13 protein-coding genes are annotated in these 13,912 nt (G+C 65.0%); 7 read left to right on the forward strand and 6 right to left on the reverse strand.

Translation table 11 applies throughout. The annotated features are described in order from the left end of the window. The first annotated feature begins 36 nt into the window (after positions 1 to 36). Positions 37 to 813, forward strand: a complete 777-nt coding sequence (locus Q0602_RS15645; protein ID WP_298845328.1) for an SDR family NAD(P)-dependent oxidoreductase — start codon at positions 37 to 39, stop codon at positions 811 to 813. Between the two features lie 209 nt (positions 814 to 1,022). Next, positions 1,023 to 1,547 (forward strand): YgjV family protein, encoded by a 525-nt coding sequence (locus Q0602_RS15650; RefSeq protein ID WP_295036458.1) that lies wholly within the window; start codon positions 1,023 to 1,025, stop codon positions 1,545 to 1,547. 233 nt (positions 1,548 to 1,780) lie between these two features. Here the strand turns inward: Q0602_RS15650 and Q0602_RS15655 are convergent, their stop codons facing one another. Continuing rightward, complete coding sequence (locus tag Q0602_RS15655) at positions 1,781 to 2,176, reverse strand: helix-turn-helix domain-containing protein (protein WP_298845331.1); 396 nt, start codon at positions 2,174 to 2,176, stop codon at positions 1,781 to 1,783. A 100-nt stretch (positions 2,177 to 2,276) separates the two neighbouring features. Between Q0602_RS15655 and Q0602_RS15660 the strand changes: the two genes are divergently transcribed. Beyond that, positions 2,277 to 3,398, forward strand: a complete 1,122-nt coding sequence (locus tag Q0602_RS15660) for an NADH:flavin oxidoreductase (protein WP_298845333.1) — start codon at positions 2,277 to 2,279, stop codon at positions 3,396 to 3,398. 136 nt (positions 3,399 to 3,534) lie between these two features. Here the strand turns inward: Q0602_RS15660 and Q0602_RS15665 are convergent, their stop codons facing one another. After that, positions 3,535 to 4,224, reverse strand: a complete 690-nt coding sequence (locus Q0602_RS15665; RefSeq protein WP_295040772.1) for a glutathione S-transferase family protein — start codon at positions 4,222 to 4,224, stop codon at positions 3,535 to 3,537. 208 nt (positions 4,225 to 4,432) lie between these two features. Between Q0602_RS15665 and Q0602_RS15670 the strand changes: the two genes are divergently transcribed. Next, positions 4,433 to 6,226: an assimilatory sulfite reductase (NADPH) flavoprotein subunit gene (locus Q0602_RS15670; protein ID WP_298845336.1), complete on the forward strand. Its 1,794-nt coding sequence runs from the start codon at positions 4,433 to 4,435 to the stop codon at positions 6,224 to 6,226. Positions 6,227 to 6,234: 8 nt separating this feature from the next. Then, the gene (locus tag Q0602_RS15675; RefSeq protein ID WP_298845338.1) at positions 6,235 to 7,998 is read left to right on the forward strand and encodes an NADPH-dependent assimilatory sulfite reductase hemoprotein subunit; all 1,764 of its coding nucleotides are present in this window, start codon (positions 6,235 to 6,237) and stop codon (positions 7,996 to 7,998) included. 21 nt (positions 7,999 to 8,019) lie between these two features. Here the strand turns inward: Q0602_RS15675 and Q0602_RS15680 are convergent, their stop codons facing one another. Together Q0602_RS15680 and Q0602_RS15685 are read right to left on the reverse strand one after the other, a co-directional pair. Beyond that, positions 8,020 to 8,853, reverse strand: a complete 834-nt coding sequence (locus tag Q0602_RS15680) for a citryl-CoA lyase (RefSeq protein ID WP_298845341.1) — start codon at positions 8,851 to 8,853, stop codon at positions 8,020 to 8,022. Between the two features lie 14 nt (positions 8,854 to 8,867). Then, the gene (locus tag Q0602_RS15685) at positions 8,868 to 10,028 is read right to left on the reverse strand and encodes a CaiB/BaiF CoA-transferase family protein (protein WP_298845345.1); all 1,161 of its coding nucleotides are present in this window, start codon (positions 10,026 to 10,028) and stop codon (positions 8,868 to 8,870) included. A gap of 198 nt (positions 10,029 to 10,226) precedes the next feature. Between Q0602_RS15685 and Q0602_RS15690 the strand changes: the two genes are divergently transcribed. Then, positions 10,227 to 10,892, forward strand: a complete 666-nt coding sequence (locus Q0602_RS15690) for a helix-turn-helix domain-containing protein (RefSeq protein ID WP_298845347.1) — start codon at positions 10,227 to 10,229, stop codon at positions 10,890 to 10,892. A gap of 85 nt (positions 10,893 to 10,977) precedes the next feature. Here Q0602_RS15690 and Q0602_RS15695 read toward each other — a convergent pair whose 3' ends face one another. Continuing rightward, entirely contained in the window at positions 10,978 to 11,967 is a 990-nt protein-coding gene (locus tag Q0602_RS15695; RefSeq protein WP_298845350.1) for a tripartite tricarboxylate transporter substrate binding protein, read from the reverse strand. A 351-nt stretch (positions 11,968 to 12,318) separates the two neighbouring features. Between Q0602_RS15695 and rluF the strand changes: the two genes are divergently transcribed. Then, positions 12,319 to 13,407, forward strand: a complete 1,089-nt coding sequence (gene rluF / locus Q0602_RS15700) for a 23S rRNA pseudouridine(2604) synthase RluF (RefSeq protein WP_298845353.1) — start codon at positions 12,319 to 12,321, stop codon at positions 13,405 to 13,407. Between the two features lie 19 nt (positions 13,408 to 13,426). Here the strand turns inward: rluF and Q0602_RS15705 are convergent, their stop codons facing one another. Further along, positions 13,427 to 13,828 carry a heme-binding protein gene (locus Q0602_RS15705; protein ID WP_149434359.1) on the reverse strand — a complete coding sequence of 134 codons (402 nt, stop codon included), beginning with the start codon at positions 13,826 to 13,828 and terminating at the stop codon, positions 13,427 to 13,429. Positions 13,829 to 13,912 lie beyond the last annotated feature (84 nt).

The raw sequence follows: 13,912 nt of genomic DNA on the forward strand, positions 1-13,912 counted from the left end.
TCCATCCGACACGACCTGATCATGAGGAAGATCGCTATGTCTACAGCGCAGGATTTCGCCCAGAAAGTCGTACTCGTGACCGGTGGTGGCACCGGGATCGGCAAGGCTACGGCTATGCAGTTCGCCCGTCGGGGAGCGCGAGTGGCTATCGCGGCCCGACGGCCTGAAGCGCTCGAACAGACCGTTGCCGAGATTCGCGCGGCCGGGGGCGATGCCACGGCGTTCCGAGCCGACATTGCCCTGGCTACGGATGTGGAATCGCTAATTGCCAGTGTCGTCGAGCGATACGGACAGTTGGATATCGCCTTCAACAACGCGGGCATCATGGGAAAGTGGGGGCTCAGTGAGTCACTGACGGTCGAGGATTTCGACCAGGCCATCGGCATCAATCTGCGAGGTACCTGGTTGTGTTGTCAGGCCGAGATCGCCCAGATGGCCAAACAGCAGACCGGGGGTGCCATCGTGAATACGTCATCGTGGCTTGCGCATGGTGCGCTCGAGGGGTCGACCCTCTATTCGATCAGCAAGGCGGGTCTCGACAACATGGTACGGGCCCTGGCGCTGGAGACCAGCCGTCAGGGAATCCGGATCAACAATGTCAATCCAGGCGTCATCGACACGGATATGTATCGTCAGAATACCGACGAAGCCAGCCGCAAACCGTTTATCGCTCATACTCCCATGAGCCGGGTGGGTAGCCCCGAAGAAGTCGCTGAAGCCGTGATTTGGCTGAGCTCCGACGCGTCTCGCTTCGTGACCGGCCAGAACCTGCTGGTCGATGGCGGGTATACCATCCCGGGTAATCGGGTCTGATGGGAAAGCCGCAGCGCGGTCGCCGGGAGCGAGATGGGAACCCTCGGCCAACCCTTTCGCCAGACTCGGGTCACCGGCCTATCTCGGTCTTACCGAATTGGGCTCATGGCGCTAGCGGTTTTGAAATTTCGGCAAATGCATCGCTCACGGTCCGAACCGTCTAGGCTTGAGGGCTGTCACGCCAATCCTGCCCCGACATTAGGAGTCGCATGGACGCACACAGCCCGACCTGGATCGCCGCCCAAATCGGCGGGTTCGTCGCCCTCGGCTTCATCATCGCGGCGTTCGCCAGCCGTCAGGACGATCGGCTGCTGCTCTATCTCATCTTCGCCAACGTCGCCTTCGCCGTGCATTTTCTGCTGTTCGGGGAGGCCGTTGCCGCCGGCATGTCGGTCCTGGTCGTCGTCAGGATCTGGCTGGCGCGGCGGTTTCCGCGACGTCAGCCGCTCATGTGGCTGGTGCTGATCGCAACGGTGGCGGTCGCCGTGGCGACCTGGCACTCCTGGTACGACATCTTCCCGCTGCTCGCCGCCGTCTTCGGCACCCTGGCGATGTTTCTGCTGCGCGGCCTGCCCATGCGAGTGCTGCTGGCGGGTGTGGCGCTGTGCTGGCTCGCCAACGCGCTGATCATCGGCTCGATCGGTGGTTTCATCGCCGAACTGCTGGCGCTGGGTACCAACCTCGTCACTATGTGGCGCATCCAGCGCGCCAAGCGCCGACCTCAGCCCGGTTGACGGGATCGCCTTGGTCTCGTGGCGTGGGTCCGCAGGCCCACCGCTCTCCTCGTAAGATCGTCAAGGGATCGCTAGTGTGATGTCTCGCAAGTAACGCGAAGAAATATCGGATGCATGGTGTTGCCAGACAAGGCGCGAGGAGGCGTCATATCGGGGTCTATGGCAACGACGCGCAACGCGGTATGGCGGTGCCAGGCGCCGATATTATTGGATGATATTTGTGAGACATCACACTAACCCCACGCGGCTTCGTCATCGAGTGCCTGCTGGCGCGCATCGTAGACGCTTCGCGCCTTTTCGATTTCATGGTGGTGTTGCAGCGTCCATTGATGCAGCGCGTGAAAAGGCGCCTCGAGCGTTCGGCCGAGCGGCGTGATCCGGTATTCCACGGCTACCGGAGCCGATGCGATCACGCGGCGCTCGACGATGCCATTGCGCTCCAGCCGACGTAGCGTTTGGCTCAGCGCCTTCTGGGTAATGCCCTCCAACTGGCGCTTGAGCGCATTGAAGCGCAGCGGCTCGCTGCAGAGTGCCGCCAGCACCAGTACCGACCACTTGTCGGCGATCTGATCGAGAATCACGCGGCTGGGGCAATTGGCCGCCGCCGTCTGGCATGGTGAGTTGGGCATGGCGGTTTCCTCGAGGATACCTGGTGAGTTGAAAGTAGCCGATGGGTATCAGGTATAAACCATATACCGCAGTTTCCATCTTATCACTCGGAGTATTCCCATGGCCTCATCCAACGTCGATGCGCTGTTTCGGCCCTTTCAACTGAAATCCCTCTCGCTCAAGAACCGTATCGTCATGGCGCCGATGACGCGGTCGTTCTCGCCGGCGGGCATACCTGGCGACAACGTCGCCGCCTACTACCGCCGGCGGGCCGAGAACGAGGTTGGCCTGATCCTGTCCGAAGGCACCACCATCGATCGGCCGGCCGCCCGCAACGAGCCCAATATCCCGTTCTTTCATGGCGAAGAGGCGCTGGCCGGTTGGCAGAACGTCATCGATGGCGTGCATGAAGTGGGTGGCCGCATGGGGCCGCAGATCTGGCACGTGGGCTCGGTCGCCAGTTTTCTCACGGACTGGGTACAGGAGATACCTGTCGAAAGCCCGTCCGGTCTGGTCGCGCCCGGTCAGCCGCGCGGCGAAGCCATGAGTGAAGAGGCTATCGCCGACACGCTGGATGCCTATGCCCGCGCCGCGGCCGACGCCAAGCGGCTCGGTTTCGACACGGTGGAAATTCACGCCGCCCACGGCTATCTGATCGATCAGTTCTTCTGGGCGGCCACCAATCGGCGCAGCGATCGCTACGGCGGCACTACCCTCAAGGAGCGTTCCCGCTTCGCCGCGGAAGTCGTCAAGAGCGTGCGCGCTGCCGTCGGCCCCGATCTGCCGATCATCCTGCGCGTGAGTCAGTGGAAACAGCAGGACTTCGACGTACGCCTGGCCAATACGCCGGACGAGATGACCGACTGGCTCGCCCCGCTCGTGGAAGCCGGTGCGGATATCCTGCACTGCTCGCAGCGACGGTTCTGGGAGCCGGAGTATCCGGAAATCGACGGCCCCGATGGCCTGAATTTTGCCGGCTGGGCCAAGAAACTCACGGGGGCGCCCACCATCAGTGTCGGTTCGGTCGGCCTGTCCGGTGATTTCATGGGCGCCTTCAGCGGCGAGAGCTCGAGCCCGGCCAGCCTGGACAAGCTCTTGGCCCGGATGGAGCGCGACGAATTCGATCTGATCGCTGTCGGTCGCGCGTTGCTGAGTGATCCGGCGTGGGTGAGGAAGATCCATGCCCGCGATGAGGGATCGTTGAGCGATTTCACCAAGGAGGCGTTGGCCGAACTGTACTGATTCGGCATTCGATCTCCGCAACGGGCTTGGACCACCACAGGGTGGTCCAGCAGCCGGTCGGCACGCGAAGTCGTGGCATTTCGATCCGACCCCGAAAGCTCTCGAGCCGACGGGGTCTCCCCTCGAAGGATCGGCTTCAGGCTTGTCGGCGCCGATCCGCGATGACACGCCGGCCACGCACGCAGTCGGCTTCGTGCGGCTCGTCGACCCACGGTTCGGCGATGCCCTGTTCGACCCATTCGGCCACCGCCGGATGCGCCAGCAGGCGCTCGGCGTAGGCCATGGCCGCCGCCCCGAGTTCGATGCCGTAACCGCGGATGCGCACCGCGACCGGGGCGAACATGGCGTCCACGGCGGTGAAGGCGTCGCCCGCGAGCCATGGGCCGCCGAAAGTCTCCAGCCCTTCCTGCCATAGCGTATCGAGTCGCTTCAGATCCCTCTCCAGCGCCTCGCTCGGCGTGCCCAGGTCGATGCTCAGCGCGCAGTTCATCGAACACTCGTCGCGCAGGGCGGCAAAGCCGGAATGCATCTCGGCGCTGGCGCAGCGGGCCCAGGCTCGGGCGGCGCGATCGGTGGGCCATGCGCTCGGGTGGGCCTCGGCCAGGTACTCCGCGATCGCCAGTGACTCCCATACCACCTGGTCGTCGTCGTGCAGGCAGGGGACCTTGGCGGTGGGCGAGAAGCGCGTGAACGCCTGCTGCTGGCCGGCGCCTTCGAACGGCGTCAGCACCTCCTCGAACGGGATCTGCAGGGCCCGCAGCAGCACCCAGGGTCGCATCGACCAGGATGAGTAGTTCTTGTTGGCGATGAAGAGTCGATAAGCCATGGCAGTCTCCGGAAAAAGGGGGCAACCGAGTATGCGAGGATCGACGACCGACGAAAAGCCGTCATGACGTCATCGAATAACGACAGTGCGTTTTAGCCTTTTTGATTCTCGGCGGTTGCCCTAACACTAATGGGTTATCCGATTCCGGTCCGCGCGCTCTGCCGGCGGTTCCGGTCATTTCGTCAACGAGAGGATAGGCGTGGCGCCGATGACACTGACCGATACCAACAGCCCGCTGAACGCCGACCAGGCCAGGCGCGTGCAGCAGGCGCTGGCGGATCTGAACGACGCGCAGCGGCAGTGGTTGAGTGGCTATCTGGCGGGGCTCGGTGCCCAGTCGGCCGGTGAGTCGCCGACGGGCGATTCGTCGCCAGCGAAGGCCGCCACCACGGCGCTGACCGTGCTCTATGGCAGCCAGACCGGCAATGCCGAGGGGGTGGCCGAGCTGGCCGCAGAGCGCGCTCGCGCCAAGGGATTCGAGGTAACCCTCACCAGCATGGCGGACGCCGGAAAGAAGACGCTGAAGGCCGTCGAACGGCTGCTGGTCGTGGTCAGTACCCAGGGCGACGGCGATCCGCCCGATCCGGCGCTCGAATTTCACGAATTAATGATGGGGCGCAAGGCGCCGAAACTGACGGGGACTCGCTTTGCCGTGCTGGGGCTGGGCGATGCCAGCTACGAGCACTTCTGCCAGACCGGCAAGGAGTTCGACGCGCGCCTGGCCGAACTGGGTGGCGAACGGCTCAGGGAGCGCGCCGATTGCGATGTCGATTACGAGGAGCGTGCCGAGGCCTGGATCGACGAGGTGCTCGAGTCGCTGGCCGGCGACCTCGCCACGCCGCCTCCGGCTGAGGCCGCCGAGACCGACGCGGCGCAAGGCGCCCAGCCGTCGTACTCGAAGAAACATCCGTTCATGGCCGAGGTGTTGACCCGTCAACCGCTCAATGGGCGCGGCTCCGACAAGCAGACCTTGCATCTCGAACTGTCGCTGGAGGATTCCGGGCTGGAGTACCTGCCGGGCGACGCCGTCGGGGTGGTGCCGCAGAACGATCCCGCGCACGTGGACGAACTGATCGCGATGCTCAAGCTCGACGCCGAATCCCCGCTGGACGAGGGCCGGGTACTGCGCGACGCGCTGCTGGCGGATTTCGAGGTGACCACGCTGACGCGCCCGTTTCTCAAGCAGTGGGCGGAGTGGTCCCAGGCGCCGGAACTGCAGCGCCTGCTGGGTGAAGAGGCCCGCGATGAACTGCGTGACTGGCTCCACGGGCGCCAGATCATCGACGTGATCGAACAGTTCCCGGTCGACGGGATCGATGCCGCCCAGTTTTCGGCGGCGCTGCGCAAGTTGCCGCCGCGTCTCTACTCCATCGCCTCGAGCCAGGCGGCGGCCGCGGACGAGGTGCATCTCACCGTGGCTGTGGTGCGCTACGAAACCCACGGCCGGGCTCGTAACGGCGTGACCACGAGCTATCTGGCCGACCGGATCGAACCCGGCGACCGGGTGCCGATCTATATCGACCGCAACAAGCAGTTCAAGCTGCCCGACGATGACGAGGCGCCGCTGATCATGATCGGTCCCGGCACCGGCGTCGCGCCGTTCCGCGCCTTCCTGCAGGAGCGCGAGGAGCGCGGCGCTGGCGGCGACAACTGGCTGTTCTTTGGCGATCGGCACTTCCGCAGCGATTTCCTCTATCAGGCGGAGTGGCTCAAGTGGCGACAGCAGGGGCTGCTGACGCGCCTCGATGTCGCTTTCTCTCGCGATCAGGCCGACAAGGTCTACGTTCAGGACAGGATGCGCGAGCAGGCCGAGAGGCTCTATGCCTGGCTGGAAGCCGGCGCCTACGTCTACGTCTGTGGCGATGCCGAGTTCATGGCGCCGGACGTGCACCAGGCACTGCGCGACATCATCCGCGAGCAGGGCGGGCACGGCGAAGCCGGCGCCGACGACTATCTGCGTCAGTTGCAGCAGGAGAAGCGTTATCAGCGCGACATCTATTAGGAGTCGACATGGACATCATCGCCAAACTGCGTGACATCCCACTCGATGAGCTGCATCCCAACGAGCGGCTCAAGGTGGAGAGCGACTATCTGCGCGGCACGCTGGAAGAGAGCCTGGCCGATCGCGCCACCGGCGCCGTCGCCGAGAACGATACTCAACTGACCAAGTTTCACGGCTTCTACCAGCAGGACAACCGCGACCTGCGCGACGAGCGCCGACACCAGAAACTCGAACCGCTCTACAGTTTCATGGTGCGGTTGCGGCTGCCCGGGGGGCTGGTCACGCCGGCGCAGTGGCAGACGCTCGACGACGTGGCCTCACGCTACGCCAACGGCACGCTGCGCATCACCACGCGGCAGACCTTCCAGTATCACGGCGTGCTCAAGGAGAACCTGCGCCCGCACCTGCAGACCATCCATCAGGCCATGGTGGATACCATCGCCGCCTGTGGCGACGTCAACCGCAACGTGATCTGCACTGCCAATCCGCATCGCTCCGCCGTTCATCGGCAGGTCTACGAGTTGAGTCACCGGATCAGCGCTCGCCTGCTGCCTCGCACCCGGGCCTATCACGAGATATTCCTGGGTGAGGAGCGCGTCGCCGGCGGCGCCGAGGAACGCGCGGACGCGACGGCGGAGGGGGCTTCGCCGGCGCTCGATCCCAACGAGCCGCTCTACACCCGCCATTACCTGCCGCGTAAGTTCAAGGTGGCGCTGGCGATTCCGCCGGAGAACGATGTCGACCTGTTCGCCCACGACGTCGGCTTCATTGCCGATGTGGTGGAGGGCGAACTGCGGGGCTTCACCGTCTGCATCGGCGGCGGCATGGGTATGACCCACGGCGAGCCGACGACCTTTCCGCGGCTCTCCGACCCCATCGGATACTGCTCGCCGGAAGCCGCGCCCGCCGTGGCGGAAGCGATCATGCGGGTGCAGCGCGACAACGGCAATCGCCGCGACCGCAAGCAGGCACGACTGAAATATACCGTCGAGGAGATGGGGCTCGAGGCGTTCAAGACCGAGGTCGAAGGGCACCTCGGCGAAGCGCTGGCGCCGGCGCGCGATTATCACTTCGACAACAACGGCGATCGGCTGGGCTGGGTCCAGGGCGACGACGGCCAGTGGCACTACGGCCTGTTCGTCCAGAACGGACGCATCGCCGACTTCCCCGACGGCCCGCAGCTACGCACCGGATTGCGCGAGATCGCCGAACAGCATGACGGCGACCTGGTGCTCACCACCAACCAGAACGTGATCATCACCCAGGTCGACGAGTCCCGGCGCGAGGCCATCGACGCGCTGCTGGACCGTCATCGGCTGGTCGCGGAAACCTCTCCGCTACGGCGTAACGCCATGGCCTGCGTGGCATTCCCGACCTGCGGGCTGGCAATGGCGGAGAGCGAGCGCTACCTGCCCTCGCTGATCGACAAACTGGAAGCCGTGATGCACGAAGCGGGGCTGGCCGACGATGCGATCATCGTACGCATGACCGGCTGCCCCAACGGCTGCGCACGCCCCTATCTCGCCGAGATCGGCTTCGTCGGCAAGGCGCCGGGGCGTTACAACCTCTATCTCGGCGGCGGCTTCAGCGGCCAACGCCTCAACAAGCTCTACCGCGAGAACATCGATGAAGCGACCATCCTCGAGGCGCTGATGCCGTTGATCCAGCGCTACGCCGTCGAGCGCGAGGCGGGCGAACCGTTTGGCGACTTCGTGATTCGCATCGGCGTGATCAAGGAGACCACCGCCGGACGCGAGTTTCACCAGGCTTGAACGGTCGCCGTTCGAGAGAGATCAGCCCCGGTTTGGCACCGGGCGTTGTGCCGGGCCGCCATAGGGCCACAGCCAGCCCTTGGGCATCGGGCCCTTGTTGCGCCCGCCCTGGCACTGCTGCTCCCAGGCGTGGGCGAGGATGCCCACCGAGCGCGACAGGCAGAACAGGCCGCGGGCCAGCGGGGCGGGAAAGCCCAGCTCGGCGTAGATGACGGCGGTGGCGCCGTCAATGTTGAGCGGAATCGGTTTGTCCTTCATGGCGATGAGCTGGCGTTCGACCTCGCGGGCGATGGAGACGAAGTTGCCATCCACCTCGCCGCGAGCGGCGGCTTCCTCCACCAGCCGCAGCAGTCGCGGCCCGCGGGGGTCGACCGAGTGGAAGCGGTGGCCGAAGCCGGGAATGATCTTGGTCCGCTCGCGCTGCCAGGTGGCGATGCCTTCCTGGACCGCGATCTCCAGAGGGTGCCCGCCGATCTGGTACTCGAGGATCGACTGGTACAGCTCGACGGCCTGTTCGCCGGCGCCACCATGGACGTCATCGAGCACGTTGACCGCGGAAGCCATGGCGTTGTTGAGGCTGCTGCCGCAGGTCACGGCCATCCGGGCGATGGCGATGCTCGGCGCCTGCGGGCCGTGGTCGACGGCGCTCATCAGTGCCGTTTCCAGCAGCGCCGACTGCGCTCGGGTGGGCAGCTCACCGCGAGTCATCAGCCAGACCATGTCGGTAAAGCCGACGTTGCCGATCAACTCCTCGATGGGATAACCGCGATAGCGGATCTCACCGGGGCGCATGTCGATGATGTCGGTCTTCCACCACTGCCGGGCCTGGTATTCGGGGGTGAGGGTATCGGTCATGAGATGTCTCCTGTCTATTCGTCGTTGGCGGCGCGGGTGGGCAGCAGGATGTCGTTGTCCTGGCCGAGGCGGGGCGGTGGTGAGGCGACGCGGGGCGCCTCGCCGTCGAAACGGTAACCGCCGCTGACCACTTCCAGCGGCCGGCCGATCGTGTCGTTGCCGAACCGCTCGATCAGCCCGCGATCGCGAACCTGTGGGTGCGCCAAGGCTTCGGCGACGCTGTAGACGGGACCGGCGGGTACGCCGGCCTCGACCAGCCGCGGCCACCAGTACTCGGTCGTTTCCCGTTTCAGCGCCGCCTCGATGCAGTCGCTCAACGCCTGACGGTTCTCCAGGCGCGCCTGGCGCTGGGCGAAGCGGGCGTCGGTGAGCCATTCCGGGCGTTCGAGCAGGTGGCAGATCGCCTCGAACTGCTCCTGCTTGTTGGCGGCGATGTTGATCAAGCCATCGGCGGTGGCGAAGGTGCCCGAGGGGCTGGCGGTGACGTTGTCGTTGCCCATGGGCTGGGGCGGCTTGTCGGCGACCAGCAGGTTGGAGACCGCCCAACCCATGGTGGCCAGCACCGATTCGAGCATCGAGATGTCGACGAAGTGCGCCTTGCGCGGGCGCTCGGCCAGGGCGGCATTGATCGCCATCGCCGCGGTCAGGCCGCCGACGGTGTCGGCCAGCGGATAGCCGACCCGGTAGGGCGCGTTCTCGGGCGCGCCGGTGATGCTCATCACTCCTGCCATGCCCTGGATGATCTGGTCGTAGGCCGGGTAGTTGGCCAAGGGGCCGTCTTGCCCGAAGCCGGAAATCGCGCAGTAGACCAGCTCGGGGTTGGCCTCGCGCAGTGTCTCGAACCCGAGCCCCAGACGGCGCATGACGCCGGGACGAAAGTTCTCCACCACCACGTCGGCCGTCGCCACCAGTTCGAGGAAGGTTTCACGATCGGCCGGTCTCTTGAGATCGAGCGTCACCGAGCGCTTGCCGGCGTTCTGGGCGAGGAACGAGACCCCCATCAGCTCCTGATTGAGCGTGGGGTCGGCACCCAGTTGACGAGCCAGGTCACCGCCCTGGGGCCGCTCGACCTTGATCACCTCGGCGCCGAGATGGGCCAACTGATGACAGCAGAACGGCCCGGCCAGCACGTTGGTCAGATCGAGTACCCGGTAACCGGTCAATGGCGATGACATCATTCCTCCTGGTGAAACGGTTTCTTTCAGAGAGAATATGATTCGCTCGGATGAGTTGCAATACCGTTTTGTCTGTCGCAACATCCGCCATTAGTCCAAGTCCCGGTGACCTGATAGCAAGTCCCGATCAACTGATGCCCGATTCACTGATAGTCCGATTAACTGATAGCTCGATTAACTGATAGATAGGAGCGTCCCATGGCCCAGAGACGTGTCGAGGCCGTCGAACGAGCGCTGACGCTGCTCGAGGCCTTCTCCCAGGAGCGGCGAGAGTTCTCTCTGACCGAACTCGCCAATGCCTCGGGGTTCTACAAGAGCACCATCCTGCGGCTGATGGCCTCGTTGGAGCACTTCGGCTATGTCACCCGCGACGAACGCGGCATCTACCGAGTCGGCCCGGCGGTCTCGCGGCTGGCCCCGCTGGCGGGCGACGGGCCGCAGCTCGAGAATCTGGTACGGCCGATACTCGAGTCGCTGCGGGATGCCAGCGAGGAGACCGCTTCCTTCTATGTCCGCGACGGCGACCACCGGATCTGCCGGCTGCGCGAGAATGGCCGACTGGAGGTCAGGCACCATCTGGAGGAGGGCGTGAGGCTGCCACTGGGACGCGGTGCCGCCGGGCGGGTGCTCAATTACGAAATCCCTCGCGGCCAGGTTGCCGTATCCAGCGGAGAGCGCCAGGCCGGGCTGTCGGCGGCGGCGATCGGTATCTACAACGGCGAGGGTGAGCTGATGGGGGCGCTGGCGCTATCGGGTCCCAGCGAGCGCTTCAACCTGGCGGCCAAGGATCGCCATATACCCTTGCTGGCCCAGTATGCGCCGCGTCTCGAACGCCAGTGGCCGCGGGCGTTGCGCGCTTCCTGACGCTGCCGATGTCGTCGGCGCCGCAAGCCCGGCACCGACGACCAGGGGGTGAGGTGACAAGCCCCACCCTAGCGGGGAGCCGGCCTTACTGGATCAGGCCGACTTCCTTGGAGATCTCCTCGATATCGGCGATCTGCTGATGCACGTACGCCTTGAAGGCCTCGCCGCTGCGGTCGAAGGGAATCAAGCCGTTCTTGCTCATGACCTCCTTCCACTCCGGGCTCTCGTAGACCTTGTGCAGCGTCTCCTCCCACCAGGCCACGTCCTCGTCGGAGAGCTTCGGTGGCAGGTAGAAGCCGCGCCAGTTGATCCCTTCGACATCCACGCCCTGCTCCTTGGCGGTGGGGAATTCACTCAGCGCGCCGGGCAGGCGACCGTCGGCGAGCACGGCGAGCACCCGAAGGTCGCCGGATTCGACGAAGCCCAGGGTCTCAGAGGCGTCTCCGGAGAAGGCGTCGATATGGCCGCCGACGACCTGGGTCATCGCCTCGCCGCCACCGTCGAAGGGCAGATACTTGATCTTGTTCAGCGGCTCGATGCCATCGGCGCGGGCCATCATCAGGACCTTGAGGTGATCCCAACCGCCGCTGGCGCTGCCGCCGGCAAAACTGACGCTGGAGGGCTTCTCCTCCATCGCATCCAGCAGCGACTCGAGGTCCTGGTAAGGCGAGTCCTTGCTCACGGCGATCACGCCATAGTCCGCGCCGACGGTGCCGGCCCAGTTGACCATGTCGGCGTTCAGGCCGGGGAACTGATGCTGGGCCAGACGGGTGGTGGTCGATGTCGAAGCCGAGACGATGACGTCGTTCTGTCCGGCCCGTTTCGTGACCACGTGTGAAAACGCGACACCACCGCTGGCGCCCGGCATGTTGGTGGTCTGGACGCTGCCGTCGATGGCGCCGGTCTCGCTCAGAACCTGGCCCACGCTGCGGCAGGTGAAGTCCCAGCCGCCGCCGGGGTTGGCAGGGGCGATGCAGTCGATCTTACCGCTCGGGCCGACCGCCTGCGCCAGCATCGGCAGCGTCGCCAGCGAGAGTGCGAGGCACAGCGCGGAAGGCTTCAAGGACAAATTCATGGCGTCTCCGTTATTCTCTTTTGTAGAACATGTTGCGACAGTAGAAATTAGGGGCGCCGGGATGCCGGGTCAATCTCGGGACTGCGAATTGCGACTAAAGAATGTCGTCAGAAGCTATGTGATTCTGTCTGTCAGAACAAAAGGGGTCGGGAAGCCTGCTTGACCGCCCCCGGTCACGCAGCCGGGCGTTTCCCGGCGATGGCCGCCATGCGGCTTTTGAACCCCGGCCGGTTTTATCCACACGGAGGAAGCGTCAAACTGTCCGGGTGCGCCGGCCCGTTGCGGGCCGGCACAGGTCCGGCGGTTGCGACCGGATGCTGAGTCACCTTTCTTCTGGCTGGACGACCCTTTATGGCGTTACGACAATCGACCCGTATCAACAAGTACATCAGCGAGAGCGGGATGTGCTCCCGTCGTGAAGCCGATCGCTTCGTGGAGCAGGGCAACGTGTGGATCAACGGCCGCCGTGCCACCACCGGCGACCAGGTGGTCGCCGGCGATCGGGTCAAGGTCAACGGCCAGGAGATCGAGCCCCGGGAAGCGGAGGATCTGGTCCTGATCGCGCTCAACAAGCCGGTGGGTATCGTCAGCACCACCGAGTCGGGGGAGAAGGACAACATCGTCGAGTTCGTCAAGCACGGGGCGCGGATCTTTCCCATCGGCCGGCTCGACAAGGATTCCCAGGGGCTGATCTTCCTGACCAACGACGGCGACCTGGTCAACAAGATCCTGCGTGCCAACAACCACCACGAGAAAGCGTATCGGGTGACGGTCGACAAGCCGGTCACCGACGAATTCGTCGAGGGCATGCAGCGTGGCGTGCCGATCCTCGGCCAGGTGACGAAGCGCTGCCAGGTGCGCAGGGAGTCGACGTTCGTCTTCACCATCACGCTGGTGCAGGGGCTCAACCGCCAGATACGCCGCATGTGCGAGTATTTCGGCTACGAAGTCACTCAGCTGATCCGCACGCGCATCATGAACGTCTCGCTCAAGGGGCTGGCGCTGGGTGACTGGCGGGACCTGACTCCGAGAGAGATCGATACCATCATCGCGCTGACGGAAAACTCCGACGCCGCTCCGGAGAAGAGTGGCCGCGCCAAGCCCAACTCCGGCTCTCGCTCGGGAAAGGCTAGGCAGCCGACCTCCAAGGGAGGCAGGGCATCGGCAGGGCCCGGGGCGAAGGCCGGTGTCAAGGCGGGCGGCAGAGCCGCTGCCACCAAAGCCGCTGCCACCAAGGCCCACCCCAAGGGTAAAAAAGCCGCGAGCGGCAAAGCGTCGCCCGGTGGCAAGAGTCACGCGGCAGGTAAGTCACACCCCAGCGCCAAAGCGGGAAAGCCCGGCGCCAGGGGCAAGGCTGGCGCCAAGCCCGGCGACAGGAAGCGTTCAGGCAAGGCCGGCCCCGGCAGTCGTGCCAGGGGCGCGTCCTCCAAGAAGCGCTGACAAAGCGTCGGCGACGGCTTCAGCCGATAGCCTTGACGCCGGCTTTCGCGACCTGCACGTCCTGCTCCGGCTTGACCCCGGAAACGCCGACGCTGCCGATCACCTGGCCGTCGTGAATGACCGGCACGCCGCCCGAGAGCAGCGCGGTCATCGGTGCCGTCACGAAGGCGGTGCGGCCGTTGTTGATCATCTCCTCGAAGACCTGGGTCTCCTTGCGGCCGATCGCCGCGTTGCGCGCCTTTTCGGTGGCGACGCCGGCGCTGAAGGGGGCGGCACCGTTCATCCGGCGCAGGCCCAGCAGATGGCCGCCATCGTCGGCGACGGCGATGGTGACTGCCCAGCCCTGGGCTTCGGCTTCGGTCTGGGCGGCATCGAGGATGGCATTGACATCGTTGAGTTCGAGTGCGGCTTTGGTCTGCATGGTGGGGACTCCAGTTCCATGGTCAGGGCAGCGTCGAGCTACGAGCTACGAGAAAAAGCGAAAAGCCAACTCGCCGGGTGCCGC

The sequence above is a fragment of the uncultured Salinicola sp. genome, assembly GCF_937921195.1.
Taxonomy (GTDB): Bacteria; Pseudomonadota; Gammaproteobacteria; order Pseudomonadales; family Halomonadaceae; genus Salinicola.